Here is a 16,608-nt window from a genome sequence, read left to right on the forward strand (position 1 = left end):
AAAGCAAATCTTTCAAGCCCGGCCGAATTGTAATAAAGTGGGAATCAGCCTGCCTGATTTCTAAAGATTTCAATTTCCGGGTGTTTTAGAAATTCATTAAGCATCTGCCTTGGTTTTTCTGAAAGAGACTCTTCCAGAACTGCGGCCTGAAGGCTGTTCATTTTAGTCATTGCTGCAGCCAGGACACGCATCTGGCTGTTGATGAATCCGGCATCCTTGAGGGAGACTTTATTCTCCCGGGCAAAGGCATAGTCTTCATTCACAGCTGAGAACATAATGTCACGGAGAATCATATTCCACTGCTCTGTCACCTCAGGAGACTCCTCCTGTGCAAGCACTGATTTAATCCGCTCCAGGAATTCGGGCATGATAAAGGGATTCATGACTGAATCATTAAATTCCTTTTCATAAATATTTTCAGCCTCATAACGGCTTCTCTGATAATGATTACGCAGCCATTCAAAATAGGAGGCCGTAACTCCAGCACTGTTTGCCAAAAAGTCATACACAACCAGGACACCCTTTTCCTGCAGAATCTTCTCTGCCTTGGAACTGTTACTTCCATTACTTCCGCATATCTCGATTTTTGCCTTTACCTTGGCAGCATTTTTCTCGGTTACCGCATTTTCCAGAGCAGCAGGAAAAAGGAGATCACATTCAAGTTCCAGAATAGCAGAACCTTCACTGGCACCTAAAATCTTTTCGTTTACATTCTTCTGGGTATGAATGACTGAGGCTCTGACTGAACGATCCTCCAGATCCATTGAGTTTCTCACTGATGCCATAACATCTTCGGGATCAAGGTTATTACCAATAATGGCACCACCCGCATCGGATACAGCAACAAGATTGACACCATAGGCAGCAAGTTCTCTGATAATAGAGCTTCCAACCTTACCGGAACCCTGAACAACCATCTTCTTAGACTTCAGAAGTTTAGGAAAGACTGAACTCTGCAATTCATTCCACTCATCAGAAGTTATGATATCAAGTCCGCCTTTTTTAAGAATAAAGGGAACATCAATACCAACCATATTTTTCAGAAGTGCTTCCTCTTTCTTTGTCAGTGATTCAGAGGCATCCCATTTTCCTTCCAGATAGAGATTGGCTACTGCCGCCAGGGTGGCATAACACATACCACGTCCGGTAGCACCTGTACGGGCATTGATTCCCATTCTTGGTTTTCCAGTAATCTGCGCAGCCACAACAAGTTCCAGATAATCCTGATTTGCACCAAGTTCTTTGAGTATCCGGCTATCAGTATAATCAATATTAAAACCTTCCTTAAGAAGGATTCTTGCCTCTTCCAGAGAGATAATCTGATCTCCGATCATGGTCACATTGGCTCTTACACCATATACCATCAGTGCCAGGTCACGTAGTGCCGATTTGAATCCTTCAAACATCCTGCCGATTTCATCTGCACCGCATCCGACATCTCCTGCAGGAACATCCTTGGCCGGGCCTGTCACCAGAAAAAGGGAACGGCCGAAGTTACTCAATGAATCAAAGAAGTCCATACTCCTGGGATCGTACTCCCTGGGATTAAGCATAAAACCACCCTTGGCACCACCGAACAGGATTCGGCTGCGAGCACTCTTCCAGGTCATCATAAAGGAGAGAGCTGCGACCTCACAGAAGTTGACAATGGGGTCGATACGGAGACCGCCTTTTGAAGGTCCGCGCACCGTACTATGTTTGATTCTGTAACCGGGTACATTCTTTATCTTTCCATCCTTGGGACAGGATACAAAAAACTCATCAAACCGCTCGAATCCCAGAAGAATTCGCAGAATAGCGGGATTGTCCGCCAGGCCGGCAATGGATGCAGCTTCCAGAAAATCTGTTACAGAGTTGAGATAGAAGTTTCCCATTTCAGAACCGGGTTTGAGATTCTCCGCACAAAGTGTCTTAAGTTCATCAAGACAGACAGTAAGAGATTCTTCAGTCAGGGAGGAAGAGATTTTCCTGATCAGATTCTCAATCCTCATTTCAATACTGTTTTCCCTTGAAAGATGGGGAACATTGACAAAGTCTGAAAGACTCTTTCTCATGATTTCTTCAAGGTCCTTGTAATGCATGGCAGGAGTTTTAATATAGATTGAGAAGATACCGACCTGATTTTCACCGTTTCCGAAAAGGTCGTAATAACTTCTCTCCAGATTGATCCTGTTTTTCTTAAAATACTTAAGAGCCTCAAAAATGAAGTTCTTTTCAGGATTGATACCGGACATAGAGAGGCGGAGTGTGTCATTGATTATAGATGATTCAACAACAATTTTTTTGCTTGCTGAGGCTTTTTCGAAAAGGTGAAGATGACGAAAGATTCTGTCAGGGTAGCGCTGAACTGAAAGTTCCTCCCTCATATATTTATGAGAAATAGTATTTAGGAATTCTTGAGCGAATTTCAGCTTGTTTTCCTTACCGTATGTAATGACATGATCCCGCAGGATGTCTGCATTTTTCTTTTCCTCATCTGTAAGGACAACATAGTTTTCACCTCGCTTATCAATGGTGACAATACGCAGTCCGCTGGCAGTAGACTCAGAGTCCATGGCCACAATATCCATGGAGAGGTTTTTTTCAATAATTCTTGCAAGGCGACCGGGGTAATCACGGCCTACATTGATAAAATATGTTTTGGAATTGTCATTCATTCCCGACTGGCTCAGCATATCGCTGTTTGCATTCAGAAAATGAGTAAGCATGTAAATATGATGCGCAATAGTGTCGGCGGTATTACTGTAAAAATACCAGCGGGGAAGATATCCTTTGGTAAAATACTCTTCAAGAATCTTATCTTTGGTATTGATATCTATTCTGAACTGACTCTCCAGAATATCGCCTGTCTCCTTTTTAAGTTTCCTTAAGAATACTTCCTTGTTTCCCATAGCTAGTTCTGACATAAGCGTCCTCCTGTTTTCCTCAAACGGCCCAACCTTCTTTATAACAGATATTCTACAAAAAGCAAATTAAAGAGTTTTCATAATCCATCAAATTTTAGGCCTATAAATGCCGTAAAGATAAAAACACTCTTCTAAAAACATAAATTAAAGTGTTTTTCCACAAAAGTGAGTTGCTACTCACCAAAAAAAGAATAACACAGGAGTCCATAATGGGATAGTTATTTTTCAATGAGTTTAATGTTTTGTAGATTGGATGATGAAATTTTGACTGTAAGCAAAAAAGGCCGCTCTAAAAAGGAGTTAAAAGAGCGGCCAGGGAGACCTGAAAATTTTCAGGCCTTTATCCCCAGGTCTATATGGCATACCCATAGACCTTAAAGAAAAAACTGCGAGAGCCATATGATAACTCTCGCAGGATATAAAACAAATAAATAAAACTAAGATTTCAGTCTAAATCGAATCAGACACCTTCTCTCAATCTGCGAACCCAGTCACCGTTAGTCTGTACTGTTTCCACAGTATGTCCAGGTAAGGGCAGGATCTGCTCATGAATTGAGTCGAGAATCCAGCTGATCTGGGGGAAGAAAATCTCTTCCATCTCAGCAGGAGGTGAAATCCAGTTTCTGGAACCCACAACCACAGGAGGAGCATCCAGATAATCAAAGGCCAGACGTGTCAGATTGGAAGCCACATTGTGAGAGAATGATCCACGCTCAGTCGCATCGGAAACCAGAACACAACGTCCTGTTTTCTTAAGCGAATCCACCAGGGGTTCATAGTTCAGGGGATTGATAAATCTGAGGTCGATAACTTCCACAGAGAGTCCGTACTTCTCTTCAAGAACCTTTGCGGCATCCATGGCAGGATACAGTGTTGCACCGATGGTCATGATAGTCAGATCATTACCTTCCTTACGGACTGCAGGTTCACCTTCAGGTACTTCATAGTAGCCTTCAGGAACTCCGTCTTTTTCAAAGAGTTCGGCTTCGCCGTATACTTTCTGACTTTCCAGGAAGATCACAGGGTCGGTTCCTCTCAAGGCGAGGTTCAGCATACCCTTTGCATCGTAGGGAGTGGCGGGAAACATGACTTTCAGTCCGGGAATATGGGCAACAAGTGCAGACCAGTCCTGGGAGTGCTGTGCACCGTACTTGGCACCCACAGATACTCTTAATACCAGAGGCATTTTAAGAACACCCGCTGACATGGACTGCCATTTGGGCATCTGGTTGAATACTTCATCCCCTGCTCTTCCCAGGAAGTCACAATACATCAGCTCTACAACTGCACGGCCACCGGCCATGGCGTAACCGACGGCAGAACCGACAATAGACGCTTCAGAAATAGGAGAGTTGAAAAAACGGTGGTACGGGAGGGCTTCGGTAAGACCTCTGTAACAGGCGAATGCACCGCCCCAGTCTCTTACATCCTCACCGTAGGCAATCATGGTGGGGTCTTCATAAAAACGGTGTGCCATGGCTTCAAAGATACCATCTCTGAAGGCATAAGTTTTATTGGCGGGAAGCTTCTTTCCAGATTCATCATAACCGTAACGTGCTTTTCTCTTAAGCTGTATTACACGAGGATTTTCTTCCAGAGGCATCAGAACCTCTGCTTCCCGTTCTTCCATCTTAGGCATATTACCCATGGAGTACATGACAGATTCAATAAACTGTCCGTCCACGCGGGGACTGACAGAATCATCAATGGCGAGCTTCATGGTTGTGGTTATCTTGTTCACAACCTTCTCTTTCATGCCGTCCATTTCTTTCTGTGTAACAATCTTGTTTTTCTTCAGGTAATCACCGAACTCAACAATACAATCCATTGCTGCAAAGGCATCCATCTCATCCTTGCTTCTGTAGGAAGAGGCATCCGAGGGAGAGTGACCGGACTGCCGGTAGGTGATTGTATCCAGAAGGGCGGGACCGTCTCCCTTCAGGAGGATCTCTTTCTTTCTGGCTGTTGCCTCGGCTACGGAGAGGGGGTTAAACCCGTCTACACGCTCGGCATGCATATTTTCGGGATTAACACCGGCACCAAGACGGGCGGCCATTCCAAATCCCATGGTTTCACCAACAGGCTGTCCACCCATGGCATAGAAGTTGTTGAAGACGTTCAGCAGGTAAGGAGGCATTCCGCCCAGATCCTTGTCCCAGAGAGTCTTGTACTGATCCATGGCAGCCATCATCAGGCCTTCCCAAACAGGACCACAAGCCAGAGAACCGTCACCGATATTGGCAATAACGATACCTTTCTTTCTGTTGACTCTTTTAAAGAGTGCGGCTCCCAGAGCGATATCCCCGGAACCACCTACAATGGCGTTGTTGGGCATACTGCCGAAGGGGGCAAAGAAGGTATGCATGGAACCGCCAAGACCTCTGTTGAATCCGGCCTTTCTGGCAAAAACTTCCGCAAGAGCACCATAGAGAACAAAGTTTTCAGCTGTATCACGTACAGACTCACCATTGTGATGGTCCTGTACAACTTTAAGTGTATCTCCACCCATAAAGCCTTCCATGGTGGAAGTCAGTTTGCTTTCATCCAGGTCATAAACGGCCTTGAAGCTCTTAGCCAGGATTTCTCCGTGAGAACGGTGAGATCCGAAGATAAAGTCATCGGGGTCCAGAGCCAGAGCCTGTCCGACATAGGCAGATTCCTGACCGATAGCCAGGTGAGCAGGACCCTTATGGTTATATTCAATTCCCTGATAATTACCTTCACGCTTAATATTATTAAGCATGGTTTCAAACTCACGGATAATAAGCATATCGTAGTACGCCCGTTTCAGACCGTCCTTACCGAACTTTTTTGTTTCCGCAGTTATGTTTGATTTATACTGATTGACGGGGATGTCTTTCAGTTTGATAACATCCGCCTTTCTGATTTTCTTAGGATCTACTGTAATTTGCTGTGCCATTTTTATTCTCCTTGATTATAAGGCCCACAGGGCATCTTTAATAATTTCCGACACCGATGGGTGGGGAAAGATAATTTCTTTAATATCCTGAACTCTCAGTTCCATCTCCATCATGGCTGCCGCCGAATGGATAATTTCCGAGCTGTATACACCAAGCATATGGACTCCCAGAAGAAGACCACTTCCCTCTTCTACGACGACCTTACACATTCCGGGTTCTTTTTTTCCCTGCTCTGCCAGAAAGCGGCCATTGGCACGCATAGGTACAGTAGCAGTTTTGACTTCGAATCCTTCTTCCCTGGCCTGAGCTTCGGTCAGTCCGCAGCCTGCTGCTTCGGGATCTGTGTAAACAGCCCAGGGAACAGCACCGTAACGCATCAGGTCCGACTTTCCAAGAATAGTATTCACCGCAACTTCTCCCATGCGGGAGGCTGAGTGAGCCAGAAGAGATAACCCATTCACATCACCGATGGCAAAAATGCCGGGGAGATTGGTTCTCATCTGCTCATCCACACGGATACCCTGAGCTGCCACATCCACACCGATTTTTTCCAGACCCAGAGTCAGAGGCCGACGGCCTACAGACATAAGAACCATATCTGCGGGTAGTGCTGTTTCAGCACCGTCTTTTTCAAAGTAGACATTGGAGGCATCGATCTTTGTGACCTTTGCCTTCAGATGGAAATCCACTTTGGAGAGATTCTTGCGCAGGGCTTTGGAAAAATCGGCATCCATAAGGGGAATGATTTCATCCATCATCTCAACAACGGTGACTTTCACACCTACAGCAGAAAAGAAGGATGCAAACTCAACCCCGATAACACCACCACCGATAACAACCAGATTCTCGGGAAGTTTTGCTACCTGCAGAATTCCTTCGTTTGTCAGAACATGGGGCAGATCAGCTCCGGGAATGGGAGGGACAAAGGCCGTGGAGCCGCTGGCAACAAAAAGATTATCAAAACTATATTCTTTACCGCCGGCCTTTACTGTTTTAGCTGATACCACTTCGGCTTCTGCAAAAACAACATCAACCTTATTTGTCTTCATCAGAAAGGCAATACCCTTTCGGAGTGTATCGATTGTCTCCTGTTTATGGGCCATAGCCTTTTCAAGACTGAACTCTACATTTCCGGCAATTACTCCGTAAGCCTCACCATGGAGGGCTTTCTTATACAATTTGGAAGAGTTCAATAGACTCTTGGTGGGGATACATCCGTGGTTTGTACAGACGCCTCCCAGATTATCTTTTTCAATAAGCAGAACTTTTTTGCCTGCATGTCCGGCACGCTCGGCGGCAACATAGCCCCCAGGTCCGGCTCCGATTACTATCAGATCATAATGTTCCATTTTCTATCCTTCTTACCCCTTCTGCCTACAGAGCCAGTACAAGATCGATATTTTCAAGATTTGCAACAAGTGCCTTCAAAAAACGTCCGGCAGGTGCTCCATCAGTTGCCTGATGATCAAAGGTCAGGCTCAGTCCCATATGAGGGATAAAAGCTACATCCTCACCCTTCATTACGGGTTTGGGCTGTATGGTGCATACACCCAGGATTCCGACTTCCGGCTTATTCAGTACGGGAGTAAAACTTTCAATCCCCATGGCACCAAGATTTGTAATGGTAAATGTACCGCCTGTGAGCTCTTCAGGATCAACCTGACCCTCAAGGCATTTACCAAAGACTCTCTTAGTTTCTGTGCCCAGCTCTTTGAGGCTGAGTGTATCGGCGAAGCGGACTACAGGAACCATCAGTCCCCGGGGAGTATCAACGGCGCATCCCAGATGTACTGACTTGAACTGCTTAATACTGTCACCCAGGAAGTGGGCATTCATTTCGGGAAAATCTTTCAGAGTCCGTGCTGTAACAAGCATCACAAGATCGTTGATTGTTACCTTCTGCAGTCCCATTTCTTCGGGAGAGTTTTTGAGCCGTTTACGCAGAGCTAGAATACGAGTTGCATCGGCTGAAGTATTCATGGTGAGCTGTGCAGTTTGCGTCAGAGATTCAAGCATTCTTGATGCTGTGATCTTACGGACACCCTTAACTTTGATATCAGATGCTTCTCCGGGGAAGTCCATTGATACAGCCGCAGAACTAAGCACGGCAGAAGCTGCAGGTACATCAAGCAGATCTGATTTAAGTACACGGCCTCCAAGACCGGTTCCTCTGGCAGGGGCTGTCTTACCGCTGCGGATCAATTCTTCCATGGCAGCGGGAGTCAGGGGAGCCTGACCTTCAAGAGCGGCCAGAACATCACGTTCCACGATACGTCCTTCAGGTCCGGTACCGGATATCTTATCAAGAGCGACAGCCTTGGCGGCTGCCAGATTTCTGGCCCGGGGTGAAGCAAAACCGGATGTTCCGGCTGCAACTTCCTGTGATGCCTGAACAGCGGACTGCTCTGCAGGAGAGGCTTCGGCTGCGGCAGGAGATTCTACAGCAGCATCCGATGCCTGAGAAGAATCCGCAGATCCGCTTCCCAATTCAGCAAGCAGGGCAGTGATATCTTCACCAGCCTCACCAATTACAGCCATGGGCTGCATAACAGGAACATCATCATCCACCTGAAACAACTGTTTCAAAAGAACTCCTGATGCTGTCGACTCGACAGTGACGGTAGCCTTATCGGTTTCCGCCTCACATAAAACATCTCCAACCGAGACTGTATCACCTTCAGATTTTGTCCATTCAAGTATGATACAGGATTCAACTGAATTACCGGCTTTCGGCATTACAACAATTTCTGCCATAGACCTCTCCTTATCTTTCTTTCATTCGAAAGTATTTGTATTTTCTATTCATATAATTCTTCATTAGTTTTACATTCAACTTTCTATTTACTTTCGATATTATTTCAAAACACCTTCCATTGCAATAGTTTTTCAACTGAATTCATCAAATAGATAAAAATAAATCGGAAGATAGAGACGACTGAAAGCAAATGATATTTTGAGTATTCACTGTATTATGTTACAATACATAACAACGTCATGATCTTTAAGGAGAGGAAATGAAACCTTCAGTAAGCATGTGGAGTATGGACAGAATGATTCAGGCTCAAGAATTATCTCAACTCTCATTTATACAATGGGCAGCAAGGAAAAAATTACAATATGTAGAATTGCTCAGTTACTATATGGAAAGAGAGAAGAATCTTGAGGAAGTGCTGGCAGAGTTAAAGAAAAGAAAGATCAAAGTATCCTGCTACACAATATTAAGTGATTTCTCTACAACTGGAAGTATACTCAGTAAAGAATTCATCCATGATCTGGATATTGCTGAAAAGCTCAAGGCGCCTTTTGTCAGGATATTGGCAGGAGACTCAAATCCAGATGAACAGAATGCAAAAGTTCAAATTGTCAACGGAATTAAAACAGCAGCAGATGAAGCGGAGAAGCGGAACCTGAAACTGATTATTGAAAATATTGGTCCCTACAGCTGCCATTCATCAGAAGTAAAAAACATTCTTGACCTTGTTGATTCTCCCTGTGTCCGGCTGAATTTTGACACTGCAAACCCTCTTCTGGCGGATGAAGATCCAATATCGTCCATTTCAAAATTAAGTCCCTACATAGAATATGTTCACTTTAAAGACTTTGTTAGTGAAAAAAATTCAAATTACAGCCAGATTGTTGAAAAGGATTTGTCACGAGAGCAATCTTCGAAAACTGGACACAAAATGACAGGAACCATAGCAGGTGGGGGAGAAATCAATCTACCAGAGATGGTTAAGATACTTATTGATAGAAAATATGAGGGCTTTATTTCCATCGAGTATGAAGGAACCGGAGATTCTATGAGTGAAACAGAGAGTTCTCTATCCTATATGAGATCCCTATTATAAAAAGAAAGGGCTGTCTCATTATTTATGAGACAGCCTCAAGATCTTCAATATATTCTCAATCTGCTATTTAATAATTCCTCTTCTGGATAATACAATCACCGTAACACCGGCAATCATCAGAATCCCTTTGATAATCGATCCAATATAATAGGGAACTCCCAGCATAGTTATACCGTTACTCAATACAGAAATAATTATGGCTCCGATCAGCGTACCAATGACATTGGGTTTACCGGCCTTTATAATCATGGCACCAAGAAAAACAGTTGTTAATCCGTCAATAAAAAAAGAACTGCCGATTCGAGGCTGACCGGAACTGAATGATGCTGCCAACAGCACTCCACTGAATGATGCAAGTAAGGCTGATAATGCAAAGAAACTCATTATTATTTTTTTCTCTTTGATCCCCGCTTCAAGTGAAGCCTTTCGATTTTCACCCAGAGCATAGAGATGCTGTCCCGTAGTAGTATAATCCTGTATCCAGGCAGCTATCCCGTAAATGACAACGACCAATAGAAAAAGAACAGGGAGTCCAAGAACCTTTCCATAAACAAGAAATTGAACAGTCGGATCAATAGACATCAGGTAGAGAGGCTGGCCCTTATTAATAATATTAGCCACTGCCTTAGCCAGACTTCCTACGGCAATCGTGGCAATCAGGGCAGGAAATCTGAATCTGGTAATAAGGGTTCCACTCAATAATCCATAGAGTATCCCGGAAAGGATAGCCACCATGGCTGCCATTCCCCAGATCATTCCATTTTTGACCATTAAAGCAGTCATCATACTGGCGAAACCGGCAATTTCCGGAAAGCTGATATCAGTTTCTCCACTGGCAACAATCCATGTTACACCTAATACCATCAAAGCAATGATCCCACAGGAGCGTAAGATCTCCATTAGATTGTCAACAGATCTGAATGCCTGAGACTGGGTAGAGAAAAACAGAACCATAAGAAATAAGACCCATAAAAGAATTAGATTCGGTTTAAAAAGTGTAGCGATACCGGTTCTACGATGCTGCATTGATTTCTCCTTTTTTCAAAACCTGACTCTTCTTTTTTCCCGTAAATTCCAATCCAGAAATAATGATAGAAAAAATAAGGACTATACCTATTACAAGATCCATAAAATAAAAAGGGACAGCCATAAGAGTAAAACCATTCTGCATTATTGAAATAAGAAAGGCTCCTAAAAAGGTTCCGTATACTGTTGGTTTCTTAAAAATGGAAATCCCTACAAAAACTGCAGCCCATGAAGGCATTAACAGCATCAATCCACCCTTCAGATACCCCTTTCCCTGTGCGGCTATCTGAACCATATTTGTAAATGAACTTAGTACAGCACAAATAACAAATGCGGCAATAATATATTTTTTTACAGGGATGGCTGAGAACAGGGCGGCTGTTTTATTGCTGCCTATGGCATAAAATCTTCGACCATGAACGGAGCGATGAAGCAGCAACCATGCTGAAAAATATAGAATAATCAAAAATATGACGGGCAGGGGCAAACCGGCAACAGTTGCATTATTCAGCTCCATTATCCCGCTTTTCTGAAAATTCCTATAAATATAAGATCCACCACTATAGATATAAGCCAATCCATACACAGCAGACCCCAGACCTATTGTAACAATCATATCCGGCAGTTCCAGAGTGCCTATGGCAACCCCATTGATAAATCCAAACAATACAGCAGGTAATAATCCGATCAGAATGGCGGCCAATGGAGGAAATCCAAGACCGATCAACCAGCTCATTGTCATAGCTGAAAAACAGCTGAAATAATGAAAAGACATATCATTGTGACCAATACTGACTACAAATGTCAGACCCAATGCCGAAATAGCAGTGATAGAGAGATGTTTAAATGCCTTTAAAAAATTGCCGACAGTAAAAAATTGCTCGCTGAATGTTCCAAAAATGATCAAAACAAGAAGAGTCAGCAATGAAAAGGCTATAATTGAAAAGTTCTCTTTAATTTTATTCATTATTATCTCCACCGGTCAGCCCGTACAGGAGCATTTCATCAAGTTTGACATCATGGGCAGCCTTATTCAGCACCATCTGTCCTTTATACAAAACAATGGCCCTGTCACAGATCCCTAAAACCTCTTCACAATCAGACCCGATAACAAGAACACAATGATCCACTGAAAGATCCCTTATTACCTGATAGATACTTGCTTTGGCACCGACATCAACACCTACAGTAGGTTCACAAAAAATATAAATATCGGAGTCAGTATACAGTCCCTTGGCAATAACGACTTTCTGCTGATTTCCACCACTGAGCAGGGAGACTTTCTTCGTACTGTCTTTTGGCCGTACATCCAGTTTATCAATAAGCTCCCGGCTGTCTGCTATTTCTTTTTTATGATTAACTAAAGCAGCGGTCGAGGTTTTTTTTAGATTAGAAAGAGTCATATTAAAGCTGACAGACTCATCGCCGATCTGACCTTCCTGCCGCCTGTCTCCTGGAATCAGATAGATACCATTTTTAAGACCATCAACTGCAGACTTTAACTTGATCTTCTTATGATTCTTTTCGATTAATCCGCTTGTGGGTGGAAGTACACCAAACAAAGATTTGGATAGTTCATCAATTCCTGACCCGACAAGTCCAAAAACACCCAGAACTTCCCCTTTACGAGCCTCAAACGAAACATTCTGATATGCTCCGCTCAGAGTCAGATCCTCAACTTTTAAAACAAGCTCAGCAATATTTTTGGATTTATCCGGATAGATTTTCTCCAGTTTATCTCCCAGCATCAGCTCGGCAATCTTTGCATGATCCATCCCGGCATCCGAAGTTTGATATGAACCTACATCCTTGCCATTTCTGAAAACTGTAAAACTATCGGCAATTTTAAAAACCTCATCCAGACGATGGGTGATATATATAATAGAGATACCTTGTTTCTGCAGCAGTTTAATCTGCTCAAAAAGCACAGAGATTTCCTTTTGTGTTAAAATTGAAGTTGGTTCATCCAAAATCAGGATATGCATATTTTCCTGAGAAAGGGCTCTCAAGATGGCCACACTCTCCCTTTCAACAGCTTCCAACGAACTGACAGGAATATTTAGATCTAAATTCACAGGGAATTTCTTCAATAGCGCCCCTGCTTTCTGTCTTAATTTTCTTCGATTTATGACAGGAAAAAGTCCTTTCCCTTCCGATTCATTTCCAAGAAAGATATTCTCATAGGCTGTAAATGATGGAATCATCTGTGGATCCTGATACACTGTGGCCACACCATGATTTTTTGATGAAACCGTATCATTTATCTCAACCGATTTTCCATTGATAAGAATACTTCCCTGATCTTTCCGGTATATTCCGGATAATACTTTTATTAATGTTGACTTACCGGCACCATTAATTCCCAGCAATGCATGTACTTCTCCCTTTTTTAGGGAAAAATCTGCATCATCAAGGGCTAGAACACCGGGAAACTGTTTCCTGATACCCTTCATTTCAAGACTGTATTCAGCCACCTGATTACTCCTTTTTTAATTGAAACATCCCGACCCTTATGCAAAGCATATGGGTCAGAATGGAATATTATTAAATTGAATTATTAGAGAACAGGAGTCCAACCATATTCATCAGCTTTTCCGGGGATGTCATAGTTAAATGCATCAGAGGGAGCAGCCTTAAGAACACTTTGAGTTGCCGCGTATACAGGAGCAATGATAAATCTGGGAACTTGTTTTCCATCCAGATAATCTTTTGCATAACGCACACTGTTATATGACATGTAGTAAATACTCTGGGCCATAGTCAGGGCAAAGACACCATCATCTTTCATGATTTCAAAAGCATACTCGCCACCATCGATACCTGTTGTAATGATTTCATCTGCGCGTCCTGCATCCTGGATTGCCAGTGCACCTTCCATTGCGGCTCCATCCCATGCACACCAGATTGCATCAAGATCTCCTGCATTGGGGTTTGCAGTAAGCATATTTTCTACTGCCTGACGAGGAGTTACTGCTCCTGTGGAATCCCAGGACCAATTTGCTACAACTTCAATATCTGGATACTGACTAAGTATGTATCGGGCACCCTGTCCACGAAGATCCCATGCTTCATTACTGGGAAGATCAATAACAGCAACTTTACCTTTGCCGCCTATCTGATCAATAATCCATTTCATTGACCAGGTACCCATTCCAAAGTCATTGGAACAGATGGATGTAACTGCAGGAACTCCTGCAATAATGGCATCAGCAACGAATACAGGGATTCCTGCATCAGTGGCTCTTTTAACAGCCTGAGTAATACCGGCAGGATCTGAAGGAGTAACAAACAAAGCTTTCGGATTCATCTTGATAAATGCATCAATCTGCTCAGACTGGAGCTTTGCATCATAATTGGCATTTGACCACATGACCTTATCAGCGGGAATTCCGAAATCAGCAAATGCGTCTTCATAACCGACAGTTTGTCTCTGACCCGATTCATTCTCCTGCCATCCCAATGCCACACAATAAACATCTGACTTGGGAGCCATTTTGACTTCTGCCTTGTCAGCAGTATCTGATGAAACCTCTACAGAACTGTCTCCATTTGTACAGCCGACCATTACAGACATTACTGCAACCAGAAATAAAACAGATAATCTTTTCATATTCTTCCTCCAATATATATCTTCCTCAAACTGAGGAATGTTCCCTTATTTTGTACGCATCCTCTTCCCCAGATCAGCGAGGAACTCGGATGCATCCTTAAAAATAGACAGATAGTTTTTATATATTTTGTGATTTTCAGAATTAACTTGAGATATTGATTCGACCTTGTGCAGATCATCAATCTTCGAGTAATCTTCCCAGATACCACATCCAACCAATACCAGTGCTGCTGCTCCCAATGCTGCCGCCTGTTGATCAATATTAGTTTTAATTACTTTTACTCCAAAAATATCAGCCAGAATCTGGCACCAGACGGGGCTTTGACTGCCCCCGCCGACAATAGTAATTTCTTTCTCTACTTCAGTTAAATCTGTAAGCACATCAAGAGCCACTTTCAAACCGTAACCGACTCCCTCCATAACGGATCGGACCATATGTGATCTGTTATGTAAAAGAGAAAGCCCCAGAAAAGCAGCTCTGATATCAGGGCTCTTATCCAGAGAGCTCCCTCCAGCGAGACTGGGATTAAAAAGTAGATTTTCACTACCTGGAGAAATCTGCCCGGCTGCATGATCCAATGCCTTGAAATTCGGCACAGAATCCTTCTCTGAGAGGATTTGTGTAAACCATTTATAACTGCTGCCTGCAGAGAAAATCGCTGTAGCCGAAGCAAATAAGCCTGGGACTACATGTGTAAATACATAAGGTCTCTTCTCAATATCCAGTAGAGGGGATTCTGAAGAAACTGCAATCCAACTGGAAGAACCCAGTGAATTATATATCCGGCCCGGTGTAAAACACTTTGCCCCCAGGGCCATACAGGAATTATCAACTCCACCGGCAATGACTTTTACATTATTCCCCAGACCCAGCTCAGCAGCTATTTCCGGCAGAACCGTACCTATAACATCTGAAGAAGCATAAATTTCAGGAAATAAAGTCTGTTCAAGCCCTGCAGCATTTATCAATTTTTCAGAGTATTTCCACCCTTTCAAATCATAGACACCGCTTCCCGATGCATATGAAAAGTCTGTTGCCACAGTACCGCTCAACATGAGATTTATGTAATCTTTTGTTCCTATGACTTTTTTTGTTCTGGAAAAAATTTCAGGCTGATTCTGTTTCATCCATAAAATCTTGAAGACCGTATAAAGTGCAGGTGGAAAACCATTTCCAGTAAGCATATACCAATCTTCTTCCGGGACTCTGCTGAAAAATGGTTTCAGCTCATCATCTCCCGGTCTCGAATCAGACCAGATCGGTACTGAATCAAGAAGAAGACGACCCTCATCATCTATGGGGACCATCCCCAGGCTGTGACCGGAAAGCCCTATGCCTGCAATGGAAGATCTTATTTCATCCGTCTTTTCAGCCAGCAGACCTTTAATACTTTCTTTTACAGAGCTCCACCATTCAGATGGCATCTGCTCATGCATATTATCTGATGGGTAATAAGTAGAGTATTCAATAAATAGATCATCCAGACATTTACCGTCAATATCATATAAGGAAGACTTACATCCTCCCGTACCCAGGTCACAGGCAATAACATATTGCTGTTTCATACATCCTCCAGGAATCAGTAAGAATCGGAATCAGATCCGCCAGTTAATATGGTTTTTGCAGTTCTCACACCAACCCCGAATCGAGTAGCACCCAGTTTATACATGGCCAGCAATGTCTCCCGATCCCGAACTCCTCCGGCAGCCTTGACCCTGCATTGATCTCCCACGGTCTCTGCTATAAGTTTTACATTCTCAAGAGTAGCTCCGGTAGGAGCCCATCCTGTTCCTGTTTTTACAAAATCGACACCACAGTCAACACAGATTTGACAGGCTTTTACAATTTCCTCATCACTCAGGTAATGACATTCCAGAATCACCTTGACAGGAAGATTACCTGCCGCCTTTATAACACTGCTGATATCATTTTCAACGAGTTCATAGTCACCGGCCTTCAACCAGGCAATATTCACAACCATATCCAGCTCATTAACACCCATCTTTCTCAGTTCTTCAGCTTCCTGAACCTTAGAAGCTGTTGTAGCTCCCCCATCAGGAAATCCGACCGCTCCGCCCACTAAAATGTCAGGACGGTCCTTCAGGGCCTCAACAAGAACCGGAGTGTGCGCCGGTAGAGCAAAAACACAGATGCAGTTATATTTTTTTGCAGTTTCTGCGGCGTCATGTATTTCTTCCAGAGAACTGTCTGCCTGAACACAACTCAGATCCATCATCTGAGCTATCTCCTTGGATGTTATCTCCATTTTATTCACCATAGTGTCCTTATATATTTG

11 protein-coding genes are annotated in these 16,608 nt (G+C 43.4%); 1 reads left to right on the forward strand and 10 read right to left on the reverse strand.

Translation table 11 applies throughout. The features are described 5' to 3' along the window. Positions 1–44 precede the first annotated feature (44 nt). The 4 genes from DV872_RS01800 to DV872_RS01815 all read right to left on the reverse strand — a co-directional run bounded on the left by DV872_RS01800 (position 45) and on the right by DV872_RS01815 (position 8,581). Complete coding sequence (locus DV872_RS01800) at positions 45–2,906, reverse strand: Glu/Leu/Phe/Val dehydrogenase (RefSeq protein ID WP_114628125.1); 2,862 nt, start codon at positions 2,904–2,906, stop codon at positions 45–47. A 460-nt stretch (positions 2,907–3,366) separates the two neighbouring features. Further along, positions 3,367–5,826, reverse strand: coding sequence for a thiamine pyrophosphate-dependent enzyme (locus DV872_RS01805; RefSeq protein ID WP_114628126.1), 2,460 nt, complete (start codon positions 5,824–5,826; stop codon positions 3,367–3,369). 15 nt (positions 5,827–5,841) lie between these two features. After that, a complete protein-coding gene (gene lpdA / locus DV872_RS01810; RefSeq protein WP_114628127.1) occupies positions 5,842–7,176 on the reverse strand; it encodes a dihydrolipoyl dehydrogenase in 1,335 nt (444 codons plus the stop codon). A 25-nt stretch (positions 7,177–7,201) separates the two neighbouring features. Further along, the gene (locus DV872_RS01815) at positions 7,202–8,581 is read right to left on the reverse strand and encodes a dihydrolipoamide acetyltransferase family protein (protein WP_114628128.1); all 1,380 of its coding nucleotides are present in this window, start codon (positions 8,579–8,581) and stop codon (positions 7,202–7,204) included. A gap of 260 nt (positions 8,582–8,841) precedes the next feature. Between DV872_RS01815 and DV872_RS01820 the strand changes: the two genes are divergently transcribed. Beyond that, on the forward strand, positions 8,842–9,675 hold the full coding sequence (locus DV872_RS01820) for a sugar phosphate isomerase/epimerase (protein ID WP_114628129.1): 834 nt from the start codon (positions 8,842–8,844) through the stop codon (positions 9,673–9,675). 63 nt (positions 9,676–9,738) lie between these two features. Here the strand turns inward: DV872_RS01820 and DV872_RS01825 are convergent, their stop codons facing one another. From DV872_RS01825 to deoC, 6 genes are all read right to left on the reverse strand, one after another. Continuing rightward, positions 9,739–10,701, reverse strand: coding sequence for an ABC transporter permease (locus DV872_RS01825; RefSeq protein WP_114628130.1), 963 nt, complete (start codon positions 10,699–10,701; stop codon positions 9,739–9,741). Next, on the reverse strand, positions 10,688–11,668 hold the full coding sequence (locus DV872_RS01830) for an ABC transporter permease (protein ID WP_114628131.1): 981 nt from the start codon (positions 11,666–11,668) through the stop codon (positions 10,688–10,690). Before DV872_RS01830 ends, DV872_RS01825 begins: the two co-directional genes overlap by 14 nt. Then, a complete protein-coding gene (locus DV872_RS01835; RefSeq protein WP_114628132.1) occupies positions 11,661–13,175 on the reverse strand; it encodes a sugar ABC transporter ATP-binding protein in 1,515 nt (504 codons plus the stop codon). The genes DV872_RS01830 and DV872_RS01835 overlap by 8 nt, the downstream gene beginning before the upstream one ends. Positions 13,176–13,258: 83 nt before the next feature. Then, positions 13,259–14,311, reverse strand: a complete 1,053-nt coding sequence (locus DV872_RS01840) for a sugar ABC transporter substrate-binding protein (RefSeq protein WP_114628133.1) — start codon at positions 14,309–14,311, stop codon at positions 13,259–13,261. Positions 14,312–14,356: 45 nt separating this feature from the next. Next, a complete protein-coding gene (locus tag DV872_RS01845; RefSeq protein ID WP_114628134.1) occupies positions 14,357–15,877 on the reverse strand; it encodes an FGGY-family carbohydrate kinase in 1,521 nt (506 codons plus the stop codon). A 14-nt stretch (positions 15,878–15,891) separates the two neighbouring features. Beyond that, on the reverse strand, positions 15,892–16,578 hold the full coding sequence (gene deoC, locus DV872_RS01850) for a deoxyribose-phosphate aldolase (protein ID WP_233516406.1): 687 nt from the start codon (positions 16,576–16,578) through the stop codon (positions 15,892–15,894). Positions 16,579–16,608: the final 30 nt, after the last annotated feature.

Source organism: Oceanispirochaeta sp. M1 (genome assembly GCF_003346715.1).
GTDB lineage: Bacteria > Spirochaetota > Spirochaetia > DSM-2461 > DSM-2461 > Oceanispirochaeta.

Excerpts from the sequence above, each read along its gene's own strand:
- DV872_RS01800 (WP_114628125.1), bottom strand. The coding sequence starts at position 2,906 with ATGTCAGAACTAGCTATGGGAAACAAGGAAGTATTCTTAAGGAAACTT.
- DV872_RS01805 (WP_114628126.1), bottom strand. The coding sequence starts at position 5,826 with ATGGCACAGCAAATTACAGTAGATCCTAAGAAAATCAGAAAGGCGGAT.
- lpdA (WP_114628127.1), bottom strand. The coding sequence starts at position 7,176 with ATGGAACATTATGATCTGATAGTAATCGGAGCCGGACCTGGGGGCTAT.
- DV872_RS01815 (WP_114628128.1), bottom strand. The coding sequence starts at position 8,581 with ATGGCAGAAATTGTTGTAATGCCGAAAGCCGGTAATTCAGTTGAATCC.
- DV872_RS01820 (WP_114628129.1), top strand. The coding sequence starts at position 8,842 with ATGAAACCTTCAGTAAGCATGTGGAGTATGGACAGAATGATTCAGGCT.
- DV872_RS01825 (WP_114628130.1), bottom strand. The coding sequence starts at position 10,701 with ATGCAGCATCGTAGAACCGGTATCGCTACACTTTTTAAACCGAATCTA.
- DV872_RS01830 (WP_114628131.1), bottom strand. The coding sequence starts at position 11,668 with ATGAATAAAATTAAAGAGAACTTTTCAATTATAGCCTTTTCATTGCTG.
- DV872_RS01840 (WP_114628133.1), bottom strand. The coding sequence starts at position 14,311 with ATGAAAAGATTATCTGTTTTATTTCTGGTTGCAGTAATGTCTGTAATG.
- DV872_RS01845 (WP_114628134.1), bottom strand. The coding sequence starts at position 15,877 with ATGAAACAGCAATATGTTATTGCCTGTGACCTGGGTACGGGAGGATGT.
- deoC (WP_233516406.1), bottom strand. The coding sequence starts at position 16,578 with ATGGAGATAACATCCAAGGAGATAGCTCAGATGATGGATCTGAGTTGT.